The 20,595-nt window shown below is 64.7% G+C and carries 17 protein-coding genes; 1 reads left to right on the forward strand and 16 read right to left on the reverse strand.

What is annotated here, in order from left to right; genetic code table 11:
• Positions 1 to 37: 37 nt before the first annotated feature.
• The 5 genes from HPY55_06285 to HPY55_06305 all read right to left on the reverse strand — a co-directional run bounded on the left by HPY55_06285 (position 38) and on the right by HPY55_06305 (position 6,663).
• The gene (locus HPY55_06285; protein ID NPV70238.1) at positions 38 to 3,202 is read right to left on the reverse strand and encodes an SMC family ATPase; all 3,165 of its coding nucleotides are present in this window, start codon (positions 3,200 to 3,202) and stop codon (positions 38 to 40) included.
• On the reverse strand, positions 3,199 to 4,437 hold the full coding sequence (locus tag HPY55_06290; GenBank protein ID NPV70239.1) for an exonuclease SbcCD subunit D: 1,239 nt from the start codon (positions 4,435 to 4,437) through the stop codon (positions 3,199 to 3,201). The genes HPY55_06285 and HPY55_06290 overlap by 4 nt, the downstream gene beginning before the upstream one ends.
• Positions 4,438 to 4,679: 242 nt before the next feature.
• Positions 4,680 to 5,429, reverse strand: a complete 750-nt coding sequence (locus HPY55_06295) for a GntR family transcriptional regulator (GenBank protein ID NPV70240.1) — start codon at positions 5,427 to 5,429, stop codon at positions 4,680 to 4,682.
• A 123-nt stretch (positions 5,430 to 5,552) separates the two neighbouring features.
• Positions 5,553 to 5,708: a hypothetical protein gene (locus HPY55_06300; protein NPV70241.1), complete on the reverse strand. Its 156-nt coding sequence runs from the start codon at positions 5,706 to 5,708 to the stop codon at positions 5,553 to 5,555.
• Positions 5,709 to 5,856: 148 nt separating this feature from the next.
• Positions 5,857 to 6,663, reverse strand: coding sequence for a metallophosphoesterase family protein (locus HPY55_06305; protein ID NPV70242.1), 807 nt, complete (start codon positions 6,661 to 6,663; stop codon positions 5,857 to 5,859).
• Positions 6,664 to 6,822: 159 nt separating this feature from the next.
• On the opposite strand from HPY55_06305, the gene HPY55_06310 reads away from it, so the two are divergent.
• Complete coding sequence (locus HPY55_06310) at positions 6,823 to 7,119, forward strand: MoaD/ThiS family protein (protein NPV70243.1); 297 nt, start codon at positions 6,823 to 6,825, stop codon at positions 7,117 to 7,119.
• Here HPY55_06310 and HPY55_06315 read toward each other — a convergent pair.
• From HPY55_06315 to HPY55_06365, 11 genes are all read right to left on the reverse strand, one after another.
• On the reverse strand, positions 7,096 to 8,622 hold the full coding sequence (locus HPY55_06315; protein NPV70244.1) for an ABC transporter ATP-binding protein: 1,527 nt from the start codon (positions 8,620 to 8,622) through the stop codon (positions 7,096 to 7,098). The genes HPY55_06310 and HPY55_06315 overlap by 24 nt on opposite strands.
• Before the next feature lie 143 nt (positions 8,623 to 8,765).
• The gene (locus HPY55_06320) at positions 8,766 to 9,770 is read right to left on the reverse strand and encodes a BMP family protein (GenBank protein ID NPV70245.1); all 1,005 of its coding nucleotides are present in this window, start codon (positions 9,768 to 9,770) and stop codon (positions 8,766 to 8,768) included.
• A 185-nt stretch (positions 9,771 to 9,955) separates the two neighbouring features.
• Positions 9,956 to 10,903: an ABC transporter permease gene (locus HPY55_06325; GenBank protein ID NPV70246.1), complete on the reverse strand. Its 948-nt coding sequence runs from the start codon at positions 10,901 to 10,903 to the stop codon at positions 9,956 to 9,958.
• Positions 10,900 to 12,018 carry an ABC transporter permease gene (locus HPY55_06330; GenBank protein ID NPV70247.1) on the reverse strand — a complete coding sequence of 373 codons (1,119 nt, stop codon included), beginning with the start codon at positions 12,016 to 12,018 and terminating at the stop codon, positions 10,900 to 10,902. The genes HPY55_06325 and HPY55_06330 overlap by 4 nt, the downstream gene beginning before the upstream one ends.
• Before the next feature lie 5 nt (positions 12,019 to 12,023).
• Positions 12,024 to 13,484, reverse strand: coding sequence for an amidohydrolase (locus HPY55_06335; GenBank protein NPV70248.1), 1,461 nt, complete (start codon positions 13,482 to 13,484; stop codon positions 12,024 to 12,026).
• On the reverse strand, positions 13,481 to 14,653 hold the full coding sequence (locus HPY55_06340; GenBank protein NPV70249.1) for an FAD-binding oxidoreductase: 1,173 nt from the start codon (positions 14,651 to 14,653) through the stop codon (positions 13,481 to 13,483). The genes HPY55_06335 and HPY55_06340 overlap by 4 nt, the downstream gene beginning before the upstream one ends.
• A gap of 49 nt (positions 14,654 to 14,702) precedes the next feature.
• Positions 14,703 to 15,419 (reverse strand): GntR family transcriptional regulator, encoded by a 717-nt coding sequence (locus HPY55_06345; protein NPV70250.1) that lies wholly within the window; start codon positions 15,417 to 15,419, stop codon positions 14,703 to 14,705.
• A gap of 221 nt (positions 15,420 to 15,640) precedes the next feature.
• Positions 15,641 to 16,759: an ABC transporter permease gene (locus tag HPY55_06350; GenBank protein NPV70251.1), complete on the reverse strand. Its 1,119-nt coding sequence runs from the start codon at positions 16,757 to 16,759 to the stop codon at positions 15,641 to 15,643.
• Positions 16,756 to 17,796: an ABC transporter permease gene (locus HPY55_06355; protein ID NPV70252.1), complete on the reverse strand. Its 1,041-nt coding sequence runs from the start codon at positions 17,794 to 17,796 to the stop codon at positions 16,756 to 16,758. Before HPY55_06355 ends, HPY55_06350 begins: the two co-directional genes overlap by 4 nt.
• Positions 17,786 to 19,399, reverse strand: coding sequence for a sugar ABC transporter ATP-binding protein (locus HPY55_06360; GenBank protein NPV70253.1), 1,614 nt, complete (start codon positions 19,397 to 19,399; stop codon positions 17,786 to 17,788). Before HPY55_06360 ends, HPY55_06355 begins: the two co-directional genes overlap by 11 nt.
• A gap of 56 nt (positions 19,400 to 19,455) precedes the next feature.
• Positions 19,456 to 20,586, reverse strand: coding sequence for a DUF3798 domain-containing protein (locus HPY55_06365; GenBank protein ID NPV70254.1), 1,131 nt, complete (start codon positions 20,584 to 20,586; stop codon positions 19,456 to 19,458).
• Between the last annotated feature and the right edge of the window lie 9 nt (positions 20,587 to 20,595).

Here is a 20,595-nt window from a genome sequence, read left to right on the forward strand (position 1 = left end):
CGGGCCGCGGGCTCCAGGTGCAAGGCCCTGGCCCGTTTCAATTCTGTCGCATCCGGACCTGGCTGCCTCCGCCGTCTCCGGTGGCGGGAACCACTTCGAGATAGCGCGGCAGCCGGTCCCTGAGCTCCCTGACGTGACTGATGACACCGACCATCCGGTCCCTGTCGTGAAGATTCTCGAGCGCCGACACCACCAGCTCCAGTTTCTCCTCGTCCAGCGTCCCGAAACCCTCGTCGAGGAAGAAGAATCCGAGCGAGTACCTGCCACGGAGCTGTATCTTGGACGACAGCGCCAGCGCCAGCGCCAGTGAGATGAGGAACGTCTCCCCGCCGGAAAGGGTCGAGACCGGGCGCCGGAGCCCGCCGTTGAAGTCGTCTCTTATGGTGAATCCACAGCCATCGGACAATTCAAGGGCGTAACGCTGAGCCGTCAGCCTGCCGAGCCGCTGGGACGCCTCGGCCGCCATGTCCCTGAGGTGCTCCTCCGCGATGAACTGCACGAATTTGCGTCCCTGCAGGAGTCTCGCGAGCGTGCCCGCGAGGTCCATCCGGCGCCTGAACCGGGTGGCCTCCTCCTCGAGTCGCTGCCAGGCGGAGTGCTTCTCGTTGAGTGAGGCAAGCCGGTCCCTGGCCACGGCGAGGTCCTCCCTCGCCCTGGAGAGCGATCCCGCCAGTGCGTTCAGGGTGTCCTCGAGCGCTGAGAACCCCGCCTCGTCGAACGCCCTGCCGGCAATGGCTTTCTCGAGCCGGCTCAAGTTCACCCCGATCACCCTGCGCTGGTCGTCGTATTCCTTCATGTGTCGCTCGAGTTCGTCCTGCTCGGACTCCGCCAGCATCGCGGCTTCCGCCTGGTCCACTCCGGTGAAACCCGCCTTTTCCAGGGCGTCGAGAAGGGCGGCGCGGACGCGGTCGAGGGACTGACTGTTGGCCTCCAGGCGGGCCCTCAGCGCCACTACCGACGTCTCAAATCTCTCCACCCGGCTGCGCACGTCCTCATGGAGCGTGCGGGTCTGGGCGGCGGTCCGCCTTAGAGCCTCCAATTCCCCTTCGATCTCACGCGCCACGACCGTGGGCTCCCGCCCGCCTGTCACCGCATCGACCTCGGCCCGCAAGGCCTGCACCTGGTCGTCTATCCCCTCGATCTGCTTCTCTCCCGTAGCCACCGCCGTCTCCAGCGTCCTCAACTCCGAGTCCAGCCCCTGCCTGCGGGATTCAGCGCCGGCTCGCCTGTCGTGGGCATTCCTGATCCTGTCCTGTAGCGCAAACAGGGCTTTGTCGAGCGTCGCCATCTCGCGTTGCCGCGCCCTGACGGCCGCACGGTCGCGCCCTCCCCGTACTCCGTCGAACGCGGCCGCGGCGCGACTCACGGCCTGGCGACGCTGCTCCAGCAACATCCGGCACCGGTCCCTCTCGCGGGCGCCGTTTTCCCACCGGGCCAGGGCCGAGAGAACCCTGTCCCGCCAGTCTCCCACGGCCTCCCTGCGCCGCTCGCATTCACGCACGGCGCTGGTAAAAGCGTCGAGGCCGCCCGCCACCCCGCCCTCCACCGGGCGCGCGGGCGCCGGATGCTCTGTCGAACCGCACACGGGGCACGGCTGCCCGTCGACGAGCCCCGCCGCCATTAGAGGCGCCTGTGCGCGGACCCTGGCGTCATCCAGGGCCGCGCGGGCTTCCCGGAGACGCCGTTCCACCAGGTCAACCTGTTCGGCGGCGACGGCCCTCACGCCGGAGGCCGATTCCACCGGTCGTCCGGGGGCCATCTCGCCGGTGAGCGCCACCACACCCGCCCACGCCCCCGCGATCTCCCGCTCCCTGGCTTCTGCCTCGGTCGCGGCCTCACGCAGGAGGCCCTCCTGCTGCTCGAGCGCATCGAGCGCGCGGCAGGCCAGGTCGACCAGTCGCCTTTCGTTGGGATCTATGGAGAGCCGCTCCTGTTCGGCCAGCAAGGCGGCGTATTCGCTGGCTGCGGACTGCGCCGCCGCAGCGAGATTCGCGGCGTCCGCGCGGAGCCGCGCGGCGTGCTCCGACTGCGCCTTTACCCGGGCGGCCAGCCTGGACCGCTCCTCGACCAGGCCTCTAACGCGTGAATCCTTGCGCACCGCCTCCAGGACCACGGCCTGCCGCCGCGACAGCTCCGGGACGCCGTCCTCCAGGCGTTTCTCGGCCTCGGCGCGCTGGCCGGCCGCCTTTTCCGCGGCGGCCCTGGCGGCGTCGACACGTGCAGTCTCGTCCTGCAGGGCGCGGCCATCCTCGCGGATCTGGTCGGATATCCGGCGGTCCTGCTCGATCAGGGGCCGAATTGGCGCGGCCCTGACTGCCGCCGCAAGCGTCTCTCTTAACAAAGCGAACTCCGCCGAACGAGCGTCGAGCTCGCGCATCCTGGCCTCGGCGGCGTACTTCTCCACATAGAGGGCCCTCAACCCGGAGGCATCCCTGTGCCGCGTTTCAACCTCCCTGTGCCTGCCCTCCAGGTCGTCCAGCATAGCGGAATGCTCACGGACCGCTTCCTCGGCCTCCGCCACCGCGGCCCCCGAACAGTCCCCCAGGCCTCTCTGCTCACCCTCGATTTCCCGCACCCGCATTTCACAGCGGTTGAACAGGTCCCTGGCCCTGGTCGCCAGCGCGTCGCCGAACCGTTCCAGGTTGAATATGTGCTCGAGCATCCTGGCGCGCTCACCACCGGTGAGCTTCAGGAACTCGTCGAACTTTCCCTGGGGAAGCACCACCGCCCGCGAGAACTCGTCACGCCGGAGCCCGAGGAGCGCGATCACGGCCGCCGACGTCTCTCTCGGGCCCGAAGCGATGACGATCTGGTCCTCCGCTCTCCCTCCGCCCCTTGCACCGGCGCCGGCTTCGCGGCCCGGCAGCCTCCTGAGCCGCGCCGACCTCACCCTGGCCGACTCGGGATCACCGGGTTCCCTGTCGTACCGGCGTTCGACGAGGTACCGTTCACCGCCCAGCTCGAACTCGAAAGAGACCTGCAGCGACGACTCCAACTGGTTGATGATGCCGCGCGTCCCGCGCTCGGCCCTCTCCACGTGGCCGAATAGCGCGAGCGTGATAGCGTCCAGTATTGTTGACTTGCCACTGCCTGTCGGCCCGAACACCCCGAACAGCCCCGCCGCGCCCAGACTTTCGAAATCCACCACCTGCGGCTCGCGGTAGCTATGCAGCCCGCGGAATTCCAGTCTCACAGGTTTCACGGCGCCTCACCCCCCGGCGCCTCGCCTGCCGCGCCGTCGTCACTGGCAAGCTCGAGGAAAAGATCCAGGAGCTCCCGTTCGGGGGCGGCGCCCCGCTCGCGCGTCACGAAGCGGTCGAACTGCTCCGCAAGCGTGAGCTCGGACAGGCGCTGGCCCTCGTCACGGACGGCCGTCTCCGGGAGTATCACCCTCACGTTCACGATCCCCGGGTGGACCCGCCGGAGTTCTGAGACCTGGGACGCGCTCAGCGGCTGCAGTGACTCAACCTCGAGGTCAACCCAGGACTCCAGGTTGCGCGGGTCGGAGCACCACGCCTGGACCTCCGCCAGGTTGCCCGCGCGCCACCGCTTGAGTGGCTTCCCGCACGACAGTGGTACGGGGGTAACCGACGCCTGCCTGCGCGGCCCGGCGTCGACGATGACGACCTCTTTCTGCCGGTCGGCCTCGGAGAAACTGTAGGCCAGCGGCGAGCCCGAGTACATGCACGGCGCACCCGGCAGGTTGACGGCCTGCGGGCGGTGCAGGTGGCCCAGCGCCACGTAGTGCGCCGCCGGCAGCGCGACCGGATTCACGGCCATCGCCCCGCCGAGCTGGATCTGCCGCTCCGAATCGGATTCCCACCCACCGCTCACGAACAGGTGCGCGACGAGGAGGTTCACGGCGTCCGCGCGGAACGCCGAACAGGCATCCGCGAACAGCCGGGCGACGCGCCCCGAGTACGCCTCCCTTTCAGCCGCCTCCCCGAGGGCCTCGCTGAGCACCTCGTTCAACCTCGACTCCGACGGGTACGGGATGGCGTACACCACCGCCGTTTCTCCGAGACCGCGCAACCCCACCTCGATCCAGCCCGGGCCCGTCGACACCCTTGAAGCCCTCCCGCCGGAGCCGCCGGTCGCGAGCAGTTCAAGCGGGTAACCCAGGAGAGATATCCCGTGCCTCGACGCGAGCGGGTTCGCGGCGTGTAACCGGTCCGGGCTGTCGTGGTTACCCGCGATTACCACAACGGCGCGCTCGCCCCCGTCCGCGAGTCGCTCGAGCGCGTCGAAGAACATCTCCTCCGCCTCGGCGGGGGGGTTGTATGAATCGTACACGTCGCCGGCGAGGAGCACGATGTCGGCGCGCTCACGCCGGGCGATGTCGCATATCTCCTCTATGAATTGCGCCTGTTCGGGCAGGCGGGACTTTCCTTCGAGTGTCCTCCCGAGGTGCCAGTCGGAAGTGTGCAGTATCCTCACGAATTCGTACCCCCGCGGCGTGCACCGCTGGCGACGCCATGTCCCGGTGTTCGACGCGGCTCCAGAGCGCCCCTGCCCGGGCGGGTCTCCACCACTGAGATCTCGCGCTCGTTCAACCGGGACAGATACTCACCGGTGGACGGTGAAATAACAAAGGCGTGCGATAAACTCGCCGCCTCCATTGAATCCGCGCTGCCTGTGCCGTACGGTATCAACCTGTTCGAGAAGTCCCGCGCTTCGTCCTAGCTGTCGCCCTGGCGGTCGCCGCCCCCATCAGCCGGTCCCGCGGACTTGCCCGGGCCGGCGTTGAGACCCTCTTCCCCCGTCTTGAGGTGGTTGAGCAGGTTCTCGCTTGCCTTGCCTATGTGCTCGTTCAGGAGTCTCTCCGCAAGCTCCGGCTGCCTGTCCTTGATCGCCTGGAAGATAGCCCTGTGCTCCTCCAACGACTGGCCCAGTCTCCCGGGCACCCTGAGGGAGGCCACCCGCGCCCTCTGGATGTAGTGGTTGAGGCCGCCCAGCGCGTTCTTCAGCGGCCTGCTCTTGCTGGCCTCGATCATCAGCGTGTGAAATCCGGTGTCGAGGCGGGTGACCTGGTCGACGTTGCTGCGGAGTGTGTAGAATTCCATGAGGGCGATGGCCTCGTCCATCCTGCCGATCTCCTCGGGCGTTGCCCGTTCAGCGGCCCACCTTGCCGCCAGGCCCTCGATAAGCCCGCGGATGGCATATATCTCGTAGACCTCCTGGGTGGTGATCCCCTCGACTACGACGCCGCGGTTTGGGACCGAGCGTACGAGTCCCTCGAGTTCGAGCTGCCGGATTGCCTCCCTGACCGGTGTGCGGCTGACCCCGAATTCCTCCGCCAGCTTACTCTCGATCAGGCTCTCGCCCGAGCGGTACGCCCCATTGACGATGTTTTCGCGGATCGATTCGAATATGCGCGTTCGCAGGGATGGTGACTCGTAATCGCCCTCGGTAAGGGAAGAACGCTTCATGGCTGCACTCCTGTAGTCCGGCGTCCATACCCATTCTAGGTGAAACGCGCAGTCTTTACAAGATTCCCGCAGCCTGTGAATCGTCATAGCGCAACACCGCGTCAAGGCGCCCGAGGCGCCGGCTCAGTATTCGAACGGCAGCGATGCCAACATGTAGTCCAGGATGAACTCCTTCATGACCGACTCGTCGTCCTCGTCCCCTGCGTCAGCCTCAATCCCCCTGACGAAAGCCCCCGGCGACAGCGCCTGATTCCTGTTGACTCCCTTTGCGCGGCTCACGGGTCAACCCCCTTCCGGCCGCCTGCGACCGTATCCATGCCCACCTGTATACACGTATACAACGAGAGCCGGGGGGTGTCAAGGGGAATTGTAAGGTTTTCTGCGATCGATGAGTGGTTTTCGTGTGGCAGGGCCGGTCCGGGGATGGTCACGCCTCGCGGCCCGCGAGGATCGCCGCCGCCAGGGTGGCAGGCAGCCCGAACCGGGTAATCTCCTCAGCCACCGCGTCCGTGTCGTAGGCCACGCGGATTATCTCCGCGCGAACCCGCGTACATGGGTCACCGCCGGCGCAGGCCGCAGCCCAGATCTCGATGATCGCGTAGCATGCCCGGGGGTCGCCGTCCTTGGGCTTGCCGCAGCTTCCGGCATTGACGTAAAGCCGCCCTTCCGTGCTGAGCACGTACGGGACGTGGGTGTGGCCGAAGCAGTAGACTGCGGCGTCGAGGCAGGCGGAGACACGGGCCGCCGCGGAGTCGATGTCGCCGGACCTGAGATAGTGGTAAGGCGACCACGGGCTGCCGTGAAAAAGCCCGATGCACCGGGTGGTCTCGGGCGCCGGCCGGCCCTGCGCCAGGGCGCCGCCGTCATCCGCCGCAAACGGAAGCGACATCGTGAGAGGCAGCGCGGCCAGTTGCTCAAGGGACCCGCGGTCCATCCTCTCACGCGTCCACCTGAACGCTGCCATCTCGACAGCCTCGTCGCGTCCTACGGGAATGACGACGCGCGACTCGTCCCCGGCGACGCATTCCAGATCGCGGTTCCCCGCCACGCACGCGGCGGTGACGTCGCGGACGAGGCCGACCGCCTCGACCGGCCGCGGACCGTAGTTCACGAGGTCGCCGGCGCACAGCCACAGGTCGACCCCCCTGGCCCTGCCGTCGGCGAGGACGGCCTCCAGCGCGACCGCGTTTCCGTGAACGTCGGAGAAGACCCCAACCCTGAAAGACTCTCTCACTCCGGCACCCGCCTTTCCGGAAGCCGTCTGAAAATGAAAATTGACCGCAAACGCACCGCCTTGCCGCATCCGCCTGGCTAGACGCCGGGCGTGCCGCGCGGTGAAGGTGGCGCGGCGCCGGGTGGCGAATACCGGACGGTGTAACAAGGGGTGAACGCCTTGAAGATCACGGTCAGGTTCTTCGGCTACACCATGGTAGTCGCGGGCCTCGCGGATATCGCCCTCGAACTGAGGGAAGGCTCCACCGTCGGAGACCTCCTGGAGGAAGTCGGACGGAGACATCCGGCTCTCGTCCAGGGACAGGGAAAGGGAACCGGCGCGAGCGCCACGGCGCTCGTGAGGGACGGCTACATGCTGGTATCAATTAACCGCAAGCACCTCGACTCGCCACCGGAGCGCGCCCCGCTGGCGGATGGCGACGAGGTGTGGCTCCTACCCCCCGTGGCCGGCGGCTGAGCAAGACGCCGAACGTCTCGTTGACCCCGCCATCAGCAGCCCCATCTCCTCTATGTCGGCGTTCCTCCCGTCAAGTATCCCGGCGATCTCGCCCTCGTACATGACCGCTATCCTGTCCGACAGGGCGAGGATCTCCTCGAGTTCGACGGAAACGAGCAATACCGCGCAACCCCGTTCGCGTTCGGCCAGGATCCGCGAGTGTACGTACTCGGTGGCCCCGACGTCGAGACCGCGGGTGGGATGCATGGCGACGAGCAGTCTCGGCTGGCGCGACAGCTCCCTGGCCAGTATCACCTTCTGCTGGTTCCCGCCGGAGAGGAGCTTCACCTTGACGTCCTGGTTGGGAGTCCTGATGTCGTACTGGCTGATGAGGCTGTCCGAGAACCTGCGCACCTCGCCCTCGTTCAGCATGATGCCTCGCGAGATGGGCGGGCGGTAGTACGTCTGCAGTATGGCGTTCTCCGCGACGCTCATCTCGAGTATCAGGCCCGTCCTCTGCCTGTTCCCAGGGATGTGCGCCATACCCGTCTCTGCCAGCGGCCTGGGGGGCAGCCCGGTACAATCGCGACCGAGCACGGCCACGCTGCCGGATTGAGCCTTTCTGAGCCCCGTGATGGCCTCGATCAGTTCCATCTGACCGTTGCCGTCGACTCCGGCGATACCCAGGACCTCGCCGGCCCTTACTTCGAGGGAAACCCCCTTCACCGCACGGAGGCCGCGGTGGTCGTTGACGACCAGGTTGGAGACGCTCAACACGGTCTCGCCCGGGGATGTCCTCGCTCCCGAGGTGTCCAGCCCCACCTCGCGGCCGACCATGAGCCTCGCGAGTTCAGAGGGGTTCGTGTCACGAGTGTTGACCGTAGCCACGACCCGCCCATCCCTCAGCACCGTGACCCGGTCACTCACGTTCATGACCTCGTTGAGCTTGTGGCTGATGAATATGATCGTGTGACCCTGGGACGACAGCGTCTTCATGACGGAGAACAGCTCCCGCGTTTCCTGCGGCGTCAGCACAGCGGTTGGCTCGTCCAGGACGAGGATCCTGGCACCGCGGTAGAGCGCCTTGAGTATCTCGATCCTTTGCTGCTCGCCGACGGACAGGTCTGCCACCCTCGCGCGGGGGTCGATCCGGAACAAATACTCCGCGGCCAACCTGGTGACCTCGGCCTCGGTGGCCTTCAGGTCGAGCAGCGGACCGCGGCCGTCGTCCATGCCCAGGACGACGTTCTCGGCGACGGTGAGGGCGGGGATCAGCATGAACTCCTGGTGGACCATGCCGATACCGGCGTCGAGGGCGTCCCGCGGAGACGATATCCTCAGGGGGCGACCGTCGATACATATCTCGCCATCGTCCGGCTCGTACAGTCCGTAGAGGATATTCATAAGCGTACTCTTGCCGGCGCCGTTCTCGCCCAGGAGGGCGTGCACCTCGCCCTTGCGCACGCTCAGCGAAATCCCGTTGTTCGCCACGACGCCTGGGAAACGCTTGACTATGCCTCTCATCTCAAGGAATTCCAACGCCCTGACCTCCCTGGGAGCCGCGGGGGCGGGGTCGCTCCCGCCCCCGCGCGTTGATCGCCGGCACAAGCCGCGAGCATCCGGTACCACCCGGCAGGCGGCCGCGGTCCACTACTCCAGGCCCGCTATCACTCGGGCGTCGGCTTATCGAGCACCGGCACCTGGATCTTGCCGTCGATGATGTCTTTCTTGGTCTTCTCCATCAGGTCCTTGACCTCTTTCGAAACCTTGCTGTCGAGGTCGTGGAACGACGCCCAGCCGACCGCGTTGTCCTTGAGGCCGTAAAGGAATACCTTGCCCTCGAACTTGTTGTTCTTCACCATGTCGACGGCGAGTTCGAACATCCTGTCCACGTTCCTGAGGCTCGACGTGATCATGACCGTCGGCGCCAGGTGGTTCTGGTCGTTGGTGTTGCCGATACAGAGTACGTTGCGCGACTTGCACGCTTCGTACGCGCCGTGCGCGGCCGCGTCGGCGTTGACGTGGATGAAGTCGCACCCGCTGTCGATGAGCGCCAGGGCGGCTTCTTTCGCCTTGTTGACGTCCTCCCAGCTACCGATGTAGGTGGCGCTGACCTTGATGTTCGGATTGACTGACTTGGCCCCGGCCTTGAAGGCCTCGATGGGCCGGACGATCGACGAGATCTGGTGCGCGCCGACCGCGCCGAGCTTGTTGCTCTTCGTCATCTTCGCCGCCAGTACGCCGAGGATGTAGTCGGTTTCCCAGTTGGCGAACCTCATCGACGCGAAGTTGGCGCCGTTGACGCCGCCGTTGATGCAGATGAAATAGGTCTTCGGGAAATCCGGGGCGACCTTCTTTACCGGGTCGCCGAACTCAAAACCATGCCCGAACACGAGCTGGTACCCCTTGGCCGCGTAGTCCCTCAGGGCCGTTTCGATGTCCGCCTGCGCGACCTTCTCCGAGAACGCGACGTCGGCCGTGCCGTTGTCCTTCATTTTCATGAGACCCTTGTACGCCGCGGCGTTCCAGCCCGCGTCGTTTATCGAGCCGGGCAGCACGAGCGCGATCTTCATCTTGGTCCCGCCGGCCGGCTTGGAGCCCCCACCGCACCCGGCCAGGAGCCCGGCCACAAGTGCCAGGGCGAGCAAAACAAGACCAAACCTCCGCATCATTCATTACCCCTCCCGTTGTGTTCGATAATGTACCGCGATGCCTCAAACGCCGATCGTCCTCCGTGCCCCGGGCACCCCTCCCTCCACAAACAGGAACAGCGAACCCACCCCAAAAGCGTCATCCGCGAACCCAGCCTCGGCCTGTCCGCGACAGCCCGCGACCAGTCCCGCCTGCCGTGCAATTCCTATTTCTCACCCTTGACGTACGGCCGCCCGCCGGCAGCGGGTGCGCTCGCGCGGCCGATGAGCCCCGCCAGGGTGACCATGGTCAGGACGTAGGGCAGCATGAGCGGGAACTCGGGCGGGATCCTGAACCCGAGCGCCTGCACGCGGAGCTGGATGGCCTCCGCGAAACCGAAGAGTATGGCGGCACCCAGCGCCCCGAATGGCGTCCACTTGCCGAGCACGACGGCCGCCATCGCCATGAACCCCCTGCCGGCGGTCATCTCCTCGGCGAACATGTTGAGCTCACCCAGCGAAAGCACGGCTCCTCCCATGGCGGACAGCGCGCCGCACACAAGAAGGCACAGGTATCTCACCGCGAAAACGTTCACACCAACCGTGTCGAGCGCGCGGGGGTGCTCGCCAGCGGCCCTTATCTTCAGCCCGAGCCTGGTGCGGTACAGCACGAACTGCGCCACGGGCAGGATGAGATAGGCGATGTAGACCAGCGGCACGTGGGTGAAGAACACGGGACCGGCGAACGGTATGCCGCTCAACAGAGGCACGGGCATTACCTTGAACGCGGGGACCTTCACCGGGGACGTCGTTATCCCGAAAATCGCGCGAAAGAAGAACCCCGTCAGGCCTGTGCACAGGAAGTTCAGGGCAGTCCCGGCCAGGACCTGGTTGACCGCAAGAGTCACCGTGACGAACGCAAAGACCAGCGCAGTGACCAGCCCCGCAACGATGGCGGCCATCATCCCGAGCCAGGGGCTGCCGAGATAGTGCGAGCCGAGTACACCCGCGAGGCACCCGGCGAGCATGGTCCCCTCGAGACCGAGGTTCACGACCCCCGACCGCTCCGAGTAGACGCCGCCCACCGCGGAGAGTAGAATCGGGACCGACATCCTTACGGTGGCCAGGCACAGCATCTGCCAGAACGCCATCGTCAGGAGAAGGCCGAGGTTCATGCCGCGTCCCTCCTTTCAACCCGCGCCGCGGTGGGTCTCGGAAGGATCGAGTTCAGCCTCCTGGTGATGTACTTGAGGTTGTAGGCCGCCACGACGAACATCACCACGAGGCCCTGTATGACGTAAACGATGGTTATCGGGACCCCGTGACTGCGCTGCATCTGGTTCGCGCCCGTACGCAACGCGCCGAACAGGAAGGCCGAGGCCACCACGCCCTGCGGTGTGCTCTGCCCGAGGAGGGCGACCGCCACCCCGTTGTACCCGACCCCGCCGGCGAAATACTCGATGAGTCTCTGGTGTACGCCGATCACCTCGACCGCGCCCGCGAGGCCGGCCAGGCCGCCCGAGATGAACATGGCGACAACCATGTTCCGCCCGACGTCTATCCCGCCGTACCTGGCTGCCTCGGCGTTCAGGCCCACGGCCCTGATCTGGTATCCCAGGGTGGTCTTCCACAGGATGACGTAGACCGCGTACGCGGCGAGGAGGGCGAGGATGAACCCCAGGTGAAGCCTTGTGCCCTTGACCAGGAGGGGCAGCCTCATGGCCGGTCCGAACTCGGGGCTCTGTGGGAACATCCCGGCCTCTTCCTGGAGTGAGTGGTTGAGCAGGTACGTTGTGCTGTACACCGCGATGTAGTTGAGCATTATGGTGTTGATGATCTCGCTGACGCCGAGGCGCGCCCTGAGCCAGCCGGGGATCGCGCCGATGATGCCGCCGCCTATGAAACCGGCGATGATGGCCAGCGGCTGGGCGACCCAGGGCGAGGAATTTCCTAACTGCAGCGCGACGATGGTGGCTCCCACCGCCCCCGCGTATAGCTGCCCTTCCGCACCGATGCTGAGCATTCCGCATCGCCTGGCGAACGCCACTGATAGCCCCGTGAATATGAGGGGTGTCATCTTGACCAGGCTGTCGCCGAACGAATACGCGCCACCGAACGCCCCCTGGAACAACGACCAGTAAGCGCCGAACGGGTTGACCCTTATCGAGGCTATGAGCAGCCCCCCGACCACGAACGACGCCAGGACGGACAGCACGGGCACTGTCAGGGATTGCGCCGTGCGCCTCAGCGCCTGGCGGGTGTCCTGGAGTACAATCGCCTTCGGTGACAACCGCATCACCCTTTCGCTGCATGGTCGGGGGTTGTCCCGCCCACGGGCGCGAGTCCCGACCGCAGGGCCAGGTCGAGCGCCAACCGGTCGAACCGGCGGTACACTCGCTCCGCGTCGACCTTCGTGACGCGACCCTCCCACACCACCGGCTCGCCGCCGACGAACACGTGCCGCACCGCGCCGGGCGAGGCGGAAAACACGAGCGACGCCGCCGGGTCGTGCACGGGTGACGTGCTTGGTGCCGACCTCTTCATCAGGAACATGTCCGCCCTCTTCCCCACCTCGATCGAGCCGGTGACCTCCGCCATTCCGATGGCGCGCGCCGCCCCGGTAGTCGCCATTTCCAGCGCGTCCCACGCCGTCAGCGCTACGGAGTCGCACGAGGCGATCCTCTGCAACAGCGTCGCGAGTTTCATCGTCTCGATCATGTTCATGCTGTTGTTGCTCGCCGCCCCGTCCGTACCCAGGCACACTGTCACGCCGGAATCCAGCATGTCCCGCACCGGCGCGGCGCCGGAGGCCAGGTACATGTTCGACGCGGGGTTATGCGAGACTCCCGCGCCGCGGCGGGCAAGGATGTCGATGGTATAGCGGTCGCATTTAACGCAGTGGACGGCAAGGAAATCGGGGCCGAACAGGCGCGCCCCGTCCATGACGTCAACGGCGCGCGTGCCGTACCGCTCGAGGCACACGGCGTCGTCGGTCCCCGTCTCGAACGTATGCATCGTGATGCGGGTCCCGGATGAATCCGCGAAACGGCGGACCTCCTTGAGCGCGTCCTGCGTGAGCCCCCATATCGCCGTGGGCGCAATCCATACGTCCATGCGGTTCATGCCGGCGGCCCGCGACTTCAGGCGTTCAACCTCGCCGAACACGAACGAGGTGTCCTCGATGAGCTCCGGCGGGAACCCCCTGTCGGCCCCCGTGTTCCTGAACCCACGCGCGAACACCGACCTCACGCCCGTCTCCGACATGCCGTCCATCACCGCGTCGCAGAACTCCGGCCGCCTGTTGGCGTACATGAAATCAACTATCGTGGTCGTCCCGCACAGGAGCGCCTCGACGCACCCCGCCAGGGCCGAGTACCTCACGTCCTCCAATTCGAGATTAACCGCGGCCGGTTTGATGACGTCGTGCCACCAGGTCTCCAGCCGCCTGTCGCTGCCAATCCCCTTGAGGAGGCTCTGGAACAGGTGCGCGTGCGTGTTGATGAGGCCGGGAAATAGCACGTCCCCGCCCGCGTCGATGACCCTGCGCCCGCCGCGCGGCTCTGCGGCGGTAGGAGCGGTGAGCGCGTCACAGGCAAGAGCGCCGTCCGCCAGACCCTGTGCTGCACCGGGCGCCACCAGCGCAGGGACGATCGCCGCAATGACTCCGTCTCGGACGATCACGTCGGCCGGGTCTATAACCCGGCGCTGCGCGCCCATCGTCACGACCGTTGCGTTCTTGATGATCAGCTCTGTCACGGTACTCCTCCGGCTGCCGTCACCGGCGACGATAGCCCGCGGAACCTCGACGGCGAGAACCGCCTCACGTCCGCGGGGTCCTTGCCGAGAACCATGTCCGATATGCGCCGGCTGACCCAGGGTCCCATCGTTATCCCTGACCCCTCGAGCCCCGATGCCACGAAGTAGCCTTCCATGCCCTCGACCGGCCCGATCACGGGCATCCCGTCAGGCGTGTACGGCCTGAGGCCGGCGAAAACCCTGATTGCGCTGAGGTGTCTAAGGTACGGCACGTACCTCACCGCGTTCCTGGCTACGGCCTCCATGATGTGCGGGGGGCAACCGCGGTTCTCGCCTGCGAATTCCCTGGAGCTCCCGATGATGAAGTTGCCGGGAGCTGCTTGCTCGATCGCAAGCCCGATGAGGACGCCGGGGCTGGCCGGGGCCTTCTCGGCCGAAAGATACCCCGCCGAAAGGATGTTCGACGAGGCGCTCGTGGGGCTTGGCTCCGTTACGATTACCACGCCCCTCCTCGGGGTTATGGGGAACGACACCCGCGGAGCGGCGACGCGTCCCGCATGAATCCCGGCGCAGTCGACGACGTTGCCTGCGCGGATCTCGACGCCCCCCGCGGATAGCCCTTCGACCCTCTTTCCCGCGAGCAAGAGCGAGTCTGCCCTCAGGCCGGTGATGAGCCTGGCCCCAAGCCGGCGGGCCGCCGTAAGGAACCCATGCGTGACCAGGAACGGGTTTACCAGCCCCTCCAGCCCCGAGTACCCCGTGAGGCCACCCGCGCAGCGGCTGTGGTCGATGAGCGGCTCCCGCGCCGCAACCCCTTTACGGTCCAGCATGACAGCGTGAAGACCATGTTCGGCGCAATCGCCTGCAACCCTCTCGAGCGAGTCAAGGCCGGCCTCGTCTTCTGCCACGTAAATGAGACCGCGACCCTGGTCGAGCTCCACGTCACACCCGAGATCCCTCTCCAGGTCGCGGTACATCTCCAGACTTGCGCGGGACTGCTCAATCAGGTCCGCCGCTTTGCCGATGTAGCTCAGCCCGCCGTTGCAGGCACCGGTCGCTCCTGCGCATGGAAAGCGCTCCTCGATCACGACGGCGCTGAGCCCCTCTCTGGCCAGGTAGTAAGCGACCCCGCTCCCCACGATCCCTGCTCCGATTATGACTACGTCCACATCGCGGACTCCGGTGCCGCCGGTGTTATCGATGAGCCGTTCCCCCAGGTCAATACGCTTTTCTCAGAAATATTAAACTCACGAGGTCCGGATTCATCAGGGCCTTCGTAACCGCAAGTGGTCTGTCGTCAACGCTGAAATGCGTCTCCTCCCAGATCACGAGGGGTGTGCCCTCGGTGAGGTTGAGGGCTCGGACCCCCTCCTCCGTTGAGGCGGCCCCGATCCTCGCGAGGGTATGGCTGAGCTCGCACCCCGCTGCCAGGCGGAGAAACTCGAATATGGAACCCTGCAGCGCTTGCGGTAGCGCCTGTTGCGCCATCCAGGCAGGCACGTAGTTCTTGCAGAAAATGGCCGGTATCCCATCACCGTAGTGGAGCCTGGTGAAGACCGGAAGCGGCACACCGGCTTCGAGGCCGAGCATGGACGCTACGTCGGGGGCATTCTCCTCGCCGGCGGGCATCAGCGGGGAGGCCGAGGGCGAACGGCCCGTGGCCGCGATGATGTCCATGAAACTGACGCGGGCGTCTACCACCGACCTGACCCTGAGTACGCTCGAGTGGACAAGGTTGCCGACGCCCTGGCGTTTGGTGATGATCCCCTTCTCCTCGAGGGACCGCAACGCTTCTCGGACCGTGCTCCTGCCGACGTCCAGCATTTCCGCGAGCGCGTCTTCAGGGGGAAGCATGTTTCCTTCGCACACGCCCGGGCGGGTCGTGAGCAGCGAAATCATCTGTTCGGCTGTCTTGGTATATAGCGGCCTCGCCACACGACCACCGTCCCGGTTCGCCCGGCGCGCCCGCTCACCGGCGGCGGTAGCGCCGGACTACTGCTGTCGATTCATCTGATATGTGCCAAAGACATCTGAGGACTTACTTATGATAATGCCACCACATCCACGATGTGTCAATTCGCGTGAACGGCCCTGTGGCGTCCCGGGCCGGCTGGGCGGACGGTGGGGTCGCGCCGGTCACCCGAGTACTGACGACCCTACCGCCGCGCCGCGGCCGACGCCTGCCTCGCGCGTTCCAGGGCGTGCAGGAAGAGTACCACTCCGATCACGGCGTAGGCCACAAAGACGCGGAAATACTCACCTACCTGGGGATTCCCCATCAGGCGCTGCCCCGCGTACGGAGACACGATAAAGAGTAAGTGGAAGAGCAGTGTCCCGACAACCGCCTGGCCGACGGTGGCCTTGACCACGGTCGCGCCGCCTACCAGGAGAGCGGCGATCGCGAACATCCCCACCTGCTCGTGACTGTTGTATGTGTTGATCGTCCCCACGTTCTGGAGGAAGATAATGTGCCCGGTCGAGGCCAACACCGTCGAGAGCACGAGGGCTATTGTGCGGGTCCTGTCCACGTTGATGCCGGACACTTCGGCGATATGCATGTTCTGTCCAACCGCTCTGAAGTCCTGGCCCAACTTGGTACGGTAAAGGGCCGTTATCGCCCAGCCCGTGGCCGCTATCACGGCAAACGTGACCACCGGTATCAGGATCCCGCCCGGGACAATCGCCAACAGGTTATCCAGGGCGTACTTCATATACTTGAGCTCCACGGTATTCCTCAAGCCAAAGCCCTGGGGGAGAACCAGATCCGGGTTCCTTATGGGGAACACGGTCCCGCACAGGAACAGGTACACGAACTGGTAGACCCCGTTCATGAAGAAGCCGAGTATCATGCCCGCGATCATCTCGTGCCCCCTCGCCCTGTTGAGGACCGACGCGGCTAGCAGCCCGAGCGCCACAGCCAGCGGAATAGAGATTGCGACCGCGGAGAGTAACCCCGCTATCCCCGGCACCTTCAGATGCGTCACGATAAACAGACCGGTCTGCCCGGCCATTGCCCCCAGCACGATCCCGAAATTCAGACCCAACCCGGCGACCACCGGGATGGTCAGCGACATCACCGTGAACGTGTTCCTTCCAAGCCTGGTAATGATCTCCTGGATGAGGAATTGCGGTGATTTCCCGCAGAGCGCGACACCGAACGTGCACAGGATGAAGAACAGGAGCGGCACGGCGTTCTCCGAGAGCCCCTCGCGGGTAAACACGTGCCGGAAACGCGCTCCCGGTGTGCGTGAGACCCTTTCTTGCCTGATACTCATGACCCGTTCCGCCCCCTTGTCAGGGCATACAGGATCATGCCGTTGGAGATGATTATCCTCGCCACCTCGGACATGTCCCCCTGGATGAGAGTCTGTGCTACAGGCAGCGATGTGGTTAGCAATGCCTGGAAAAGGAGCACGCCCACCACAGCGTGCAGGACGGTTGCGTACTGAGTACTCGCCCCTCCAATCAGGACCGACGCGACGGCGGGAAACGCCATCATGAGAGGCGCGGTGTAAAGCTGGATGAACCCGAGGCTCTGCGCATAGACCACGATTCCCGCGGCGCCCAGTACCGTGGACAGGATCGATCCCATCAAGCGAGCTTTGTCCACGTCAATGCCGCAAGCGGCCGCGAAAGCGGGGTTACTGCCGGCGACACGCATGGCGATACCGCGGGGTGTCCGCAGGAACACCCACATTAGCAGGCACGCCATGGCGAAGAACCCGAGAAGACCCAGAGGGATCTCGAACCCGCCGGCCTTCAACCTGAAGAGGTTGTCGAGGACGTGACCGAAGTTCTCGTCTATCGCGAAGGTTACTCGAAGGCCTTGCCCTCCGACCACGAAGATCATCTTCGGGTTGTGAAACGGCGCCATCACCCAGAACATGCACATCCCCGCGACTATCGAGAAGCCCGCATACGTGCCAACCATCATCTCCTGCCCTTTGACGCGGTTGAGCAGGTTGCCATATACATATCCCACAACGGTACCCACGACACACCCTATAAAGAGGGCAACAAAGAACCCCGCAAACCCGATTAGGTTCCACTCGAACGCGAGCACCAGCCCGAGAAGCCCGCAGATTACTCCGACAGGAAGGCCGAAGTTCATGCCAAGGCCCGCTTGAATGCTGGGAACCATCGCCAGCACAAGTAGCCCGTTCATACCGGCCCTGGTGAGAGAATTGGAGATTAACATGGGGATAGGCAGGCCCTTGATACCGGCGAGAATGAATATGAGCAACAGAAACCCGGCTATCACGAGGCGCGCCGCCCCAAGGCTCCTGAGGGATAGGGCCGCTCTAGCCAGCATGTGGAAGCTCCTTTCCGGCCATCGCCAACCCGAATGCCGTATCGGAGGCCGTAGGCTCTAGAATAGCGCTTATGCGACCGTTGTGCATTATCGCGATCCGGTCGCAAACCTTCCTCAGCTCGTTCAGTTCGCTTGACGTCATGACGATGGTTGTTCCCTTTTCCTTGTTGAGGTGGATCAATTCATCGAGGACGCGTTCCTTTGCCCCAACGTCAATCCCCCGCGTGGGCTCGGAAACCAGGAATACCTGGGGGTCGAGCGTCAACGCTTTCGCCACGCACACCTTCTGCTGGTTTCCGCCGCTGAGCTGGCGCACCCTCTGCCTGGTATCAGCGCACCTGATGTCGAGCATTGACACCATCCTGGAGGCATGGGCCCTCACCGCGGCCCCGTCCCTCATCACGATCGGCAAAGGCCCCATGCGCCGCAGGAACCTGCCCTGGGTCTGCATTGCGGCCACCGCAATGTTGTCTTCCACCGGCTCATCGAGGAGTAGTCCGACACCCCGGCGGTCCTCGGACAGGAACGCAAGGCCCGCGCTCAAAGCCCCGAGGGGGTGGTTGAGCGGAATCCGCACGCCGTCCTTTTCGACCTCACCGCGGGCTGGCTGCAGGCCCATGATGCCGTTTGCCACTCCCAGTTTGCCGTGACCGGCCAGCCCCCCGATTCCGAAAACCTCGCCCTTGAACACGTCGAAAGAGACCCCTCTCACCATCTCGCCCGGCATATCCACCTCAAGGTCCCGGACCCTGAGCGCCACGTGAACGCCCTCCATCCTGCCCCCGCTTCCGGTCCGCGACATCTGCCCAAGGCTTCTGCCAACCATGAGCGCCGCGATCTGGTCGACCCTTGCCTCGCTCCCGCGCATTCTGCCGACCACCTCGCCGTCTCGTAGGACGGTGATGGTGTCGGAAACCTCGATAACCTCGTCGAGCCTGTGGGTGATGAACAGAATGGCGATCCCCGACGATGAGATTACTTTCATCGCCCTCAGCAGGTTAGACGCTTCGCCCTCGGTAAGGACAGCGGTGGGTTCGTCGAGCACGAGGAGAGCGACCCTGCTTTTGTCTATTTCCCGGGCGATTTCGATGAACTGCATGTGCCCCACGGGCATGCCTGCTACCGGTAACCACTCGTCTATGGAGAGTTCCAGCCTATCTAGAGCGCGCCTCGAGTCCCTCCTCATGGAGGGGATGTCCAGGGTTTCCATCCGCTTGCCAAGAAACCTGCTCAGGATGTTGGGGTCGGTGGTCTCGCGGTTGAGCTTGATGTTCTCGGTTACGGTGAATCCCGGGATAAGCATGAACTCCTGGTGGACCATACCGATCCCGGCGTGCATGGCGTCCCTCGGGTTCCTGAAGTCCACTTTGGACCCATTGAACCGGACTTCCCCCGAAAAACCGCCGGTCTCATGGATTACGGGCATTCCGAAGACGATGTTCATCAGCGTGGATTTTCCGGCGCCGTTTTCGCCTACGAGGGCGTGTATCTCCCCCTCCTGAACATCGAGGTCTATGCCCTTGAGGACCCTGTTTCCGTAAAACTCCTTTTGAACACCCCTCAAAGACAGGACTGGACCGCTCGGCACTTTGTCATCCCCCATTGCCCGCGAATATATAGCCGGGCGGGGTGCCCCGCCCGGCCAGCCGAGCTACAACCTTATTTCTTCCCGAAGATGTACGAATTCTCAATGCCCAGGTACATGTTGCGGCCTTCTATGTACCTCGACACCTGAATGCTCACCCCCGACTCTTTCTCGAGCGCCTTCTTCACCGCGTCGAGGTCACTCAACTTGAGCTTGCCCTCTATCGCTCCCATAGACAGCTCTGCTGCCGCCTTGACGGCCACGTAGTTGTACGGGGCAGGCCACGTGGCGAAACGCCCGGCCCCGCCCTTCTCGACGATCTTCTCTTCAGTGGCCTTCAGGATCGCGGGGAAGTTGCCCGCCATGCCCTTCACGTCAATACCAAGCGCCCCGGGGTAACCGTGGGTCGGACTGGGGCAGCATTGCTCGGCGAAGATCCCGCCGCTCGCCAGGGTCGCCTTGATGAGCGGCTCCTGCATGCCGCAGTTCGTGCTGAACAGGCAGATGTCCTTGCCATGCTGCTGGACCTGCATCGGGACGTTCTCGAGAATGAACTTCTGCGCGCCGGGAATGCCGTCCGGACCCATCGGATCGGGCGCGGTCACGAACACGAACTCTATGCCTTCCGCCGCGCACGCTTCCTTCATCAAGTCACGACGCTTGGCGAGCAGCTCCATCGCCATGTGCCTCGGGAACGAATAGTGGATGAACTTCTTCGCTCCGAGCTGCTTCGCCATCTTGATGATGGTCTTGCCCCTCGCAAGGTCGTCCGCCTGGAAGACCAGGTCCGCCTTTTCCGATACGATCTTCGGGTCCTCGTGCGCCTCGACGACCGTAATGACGATATCCTTGCGCTTCTGCCTTATGCGGTCTATGGCGGCGGCCGTTCCCGGCACACCCTGCGCGACGATGATCGCTTTCACCTTGGGATCGTCAGCAAGTCCCGCTATCTGGCCGATGGTCGTTTCCTGCTCCTGCATGAAGTTATCGGGATAGGTGACATGGACAACGCGGTCCCCGTACTTGGCCTTGACCGCCTCCGCAGCGCGGTATTCGTCCTCGTTCTGCGTTACCGTGGTGGTCGCCAGACCGATCTTGTAATCCTGGGACACCTGGCCGCCGCCGGCGCCGCCACCGCAACCCGCAACACCCACGAGTAGCCCTGCCAAGAGGAACACACCGATGAACCGTTTCACATTGGTCATGGTTACGAA

It is taken from the genome of Bacillota bacterium (assembly GCA_013178305.1).
Classification (GTDB): Bacteria; Bacillota; Sulfobacillia; order JABLXB01; family JABLXB01; genus JABLXB01.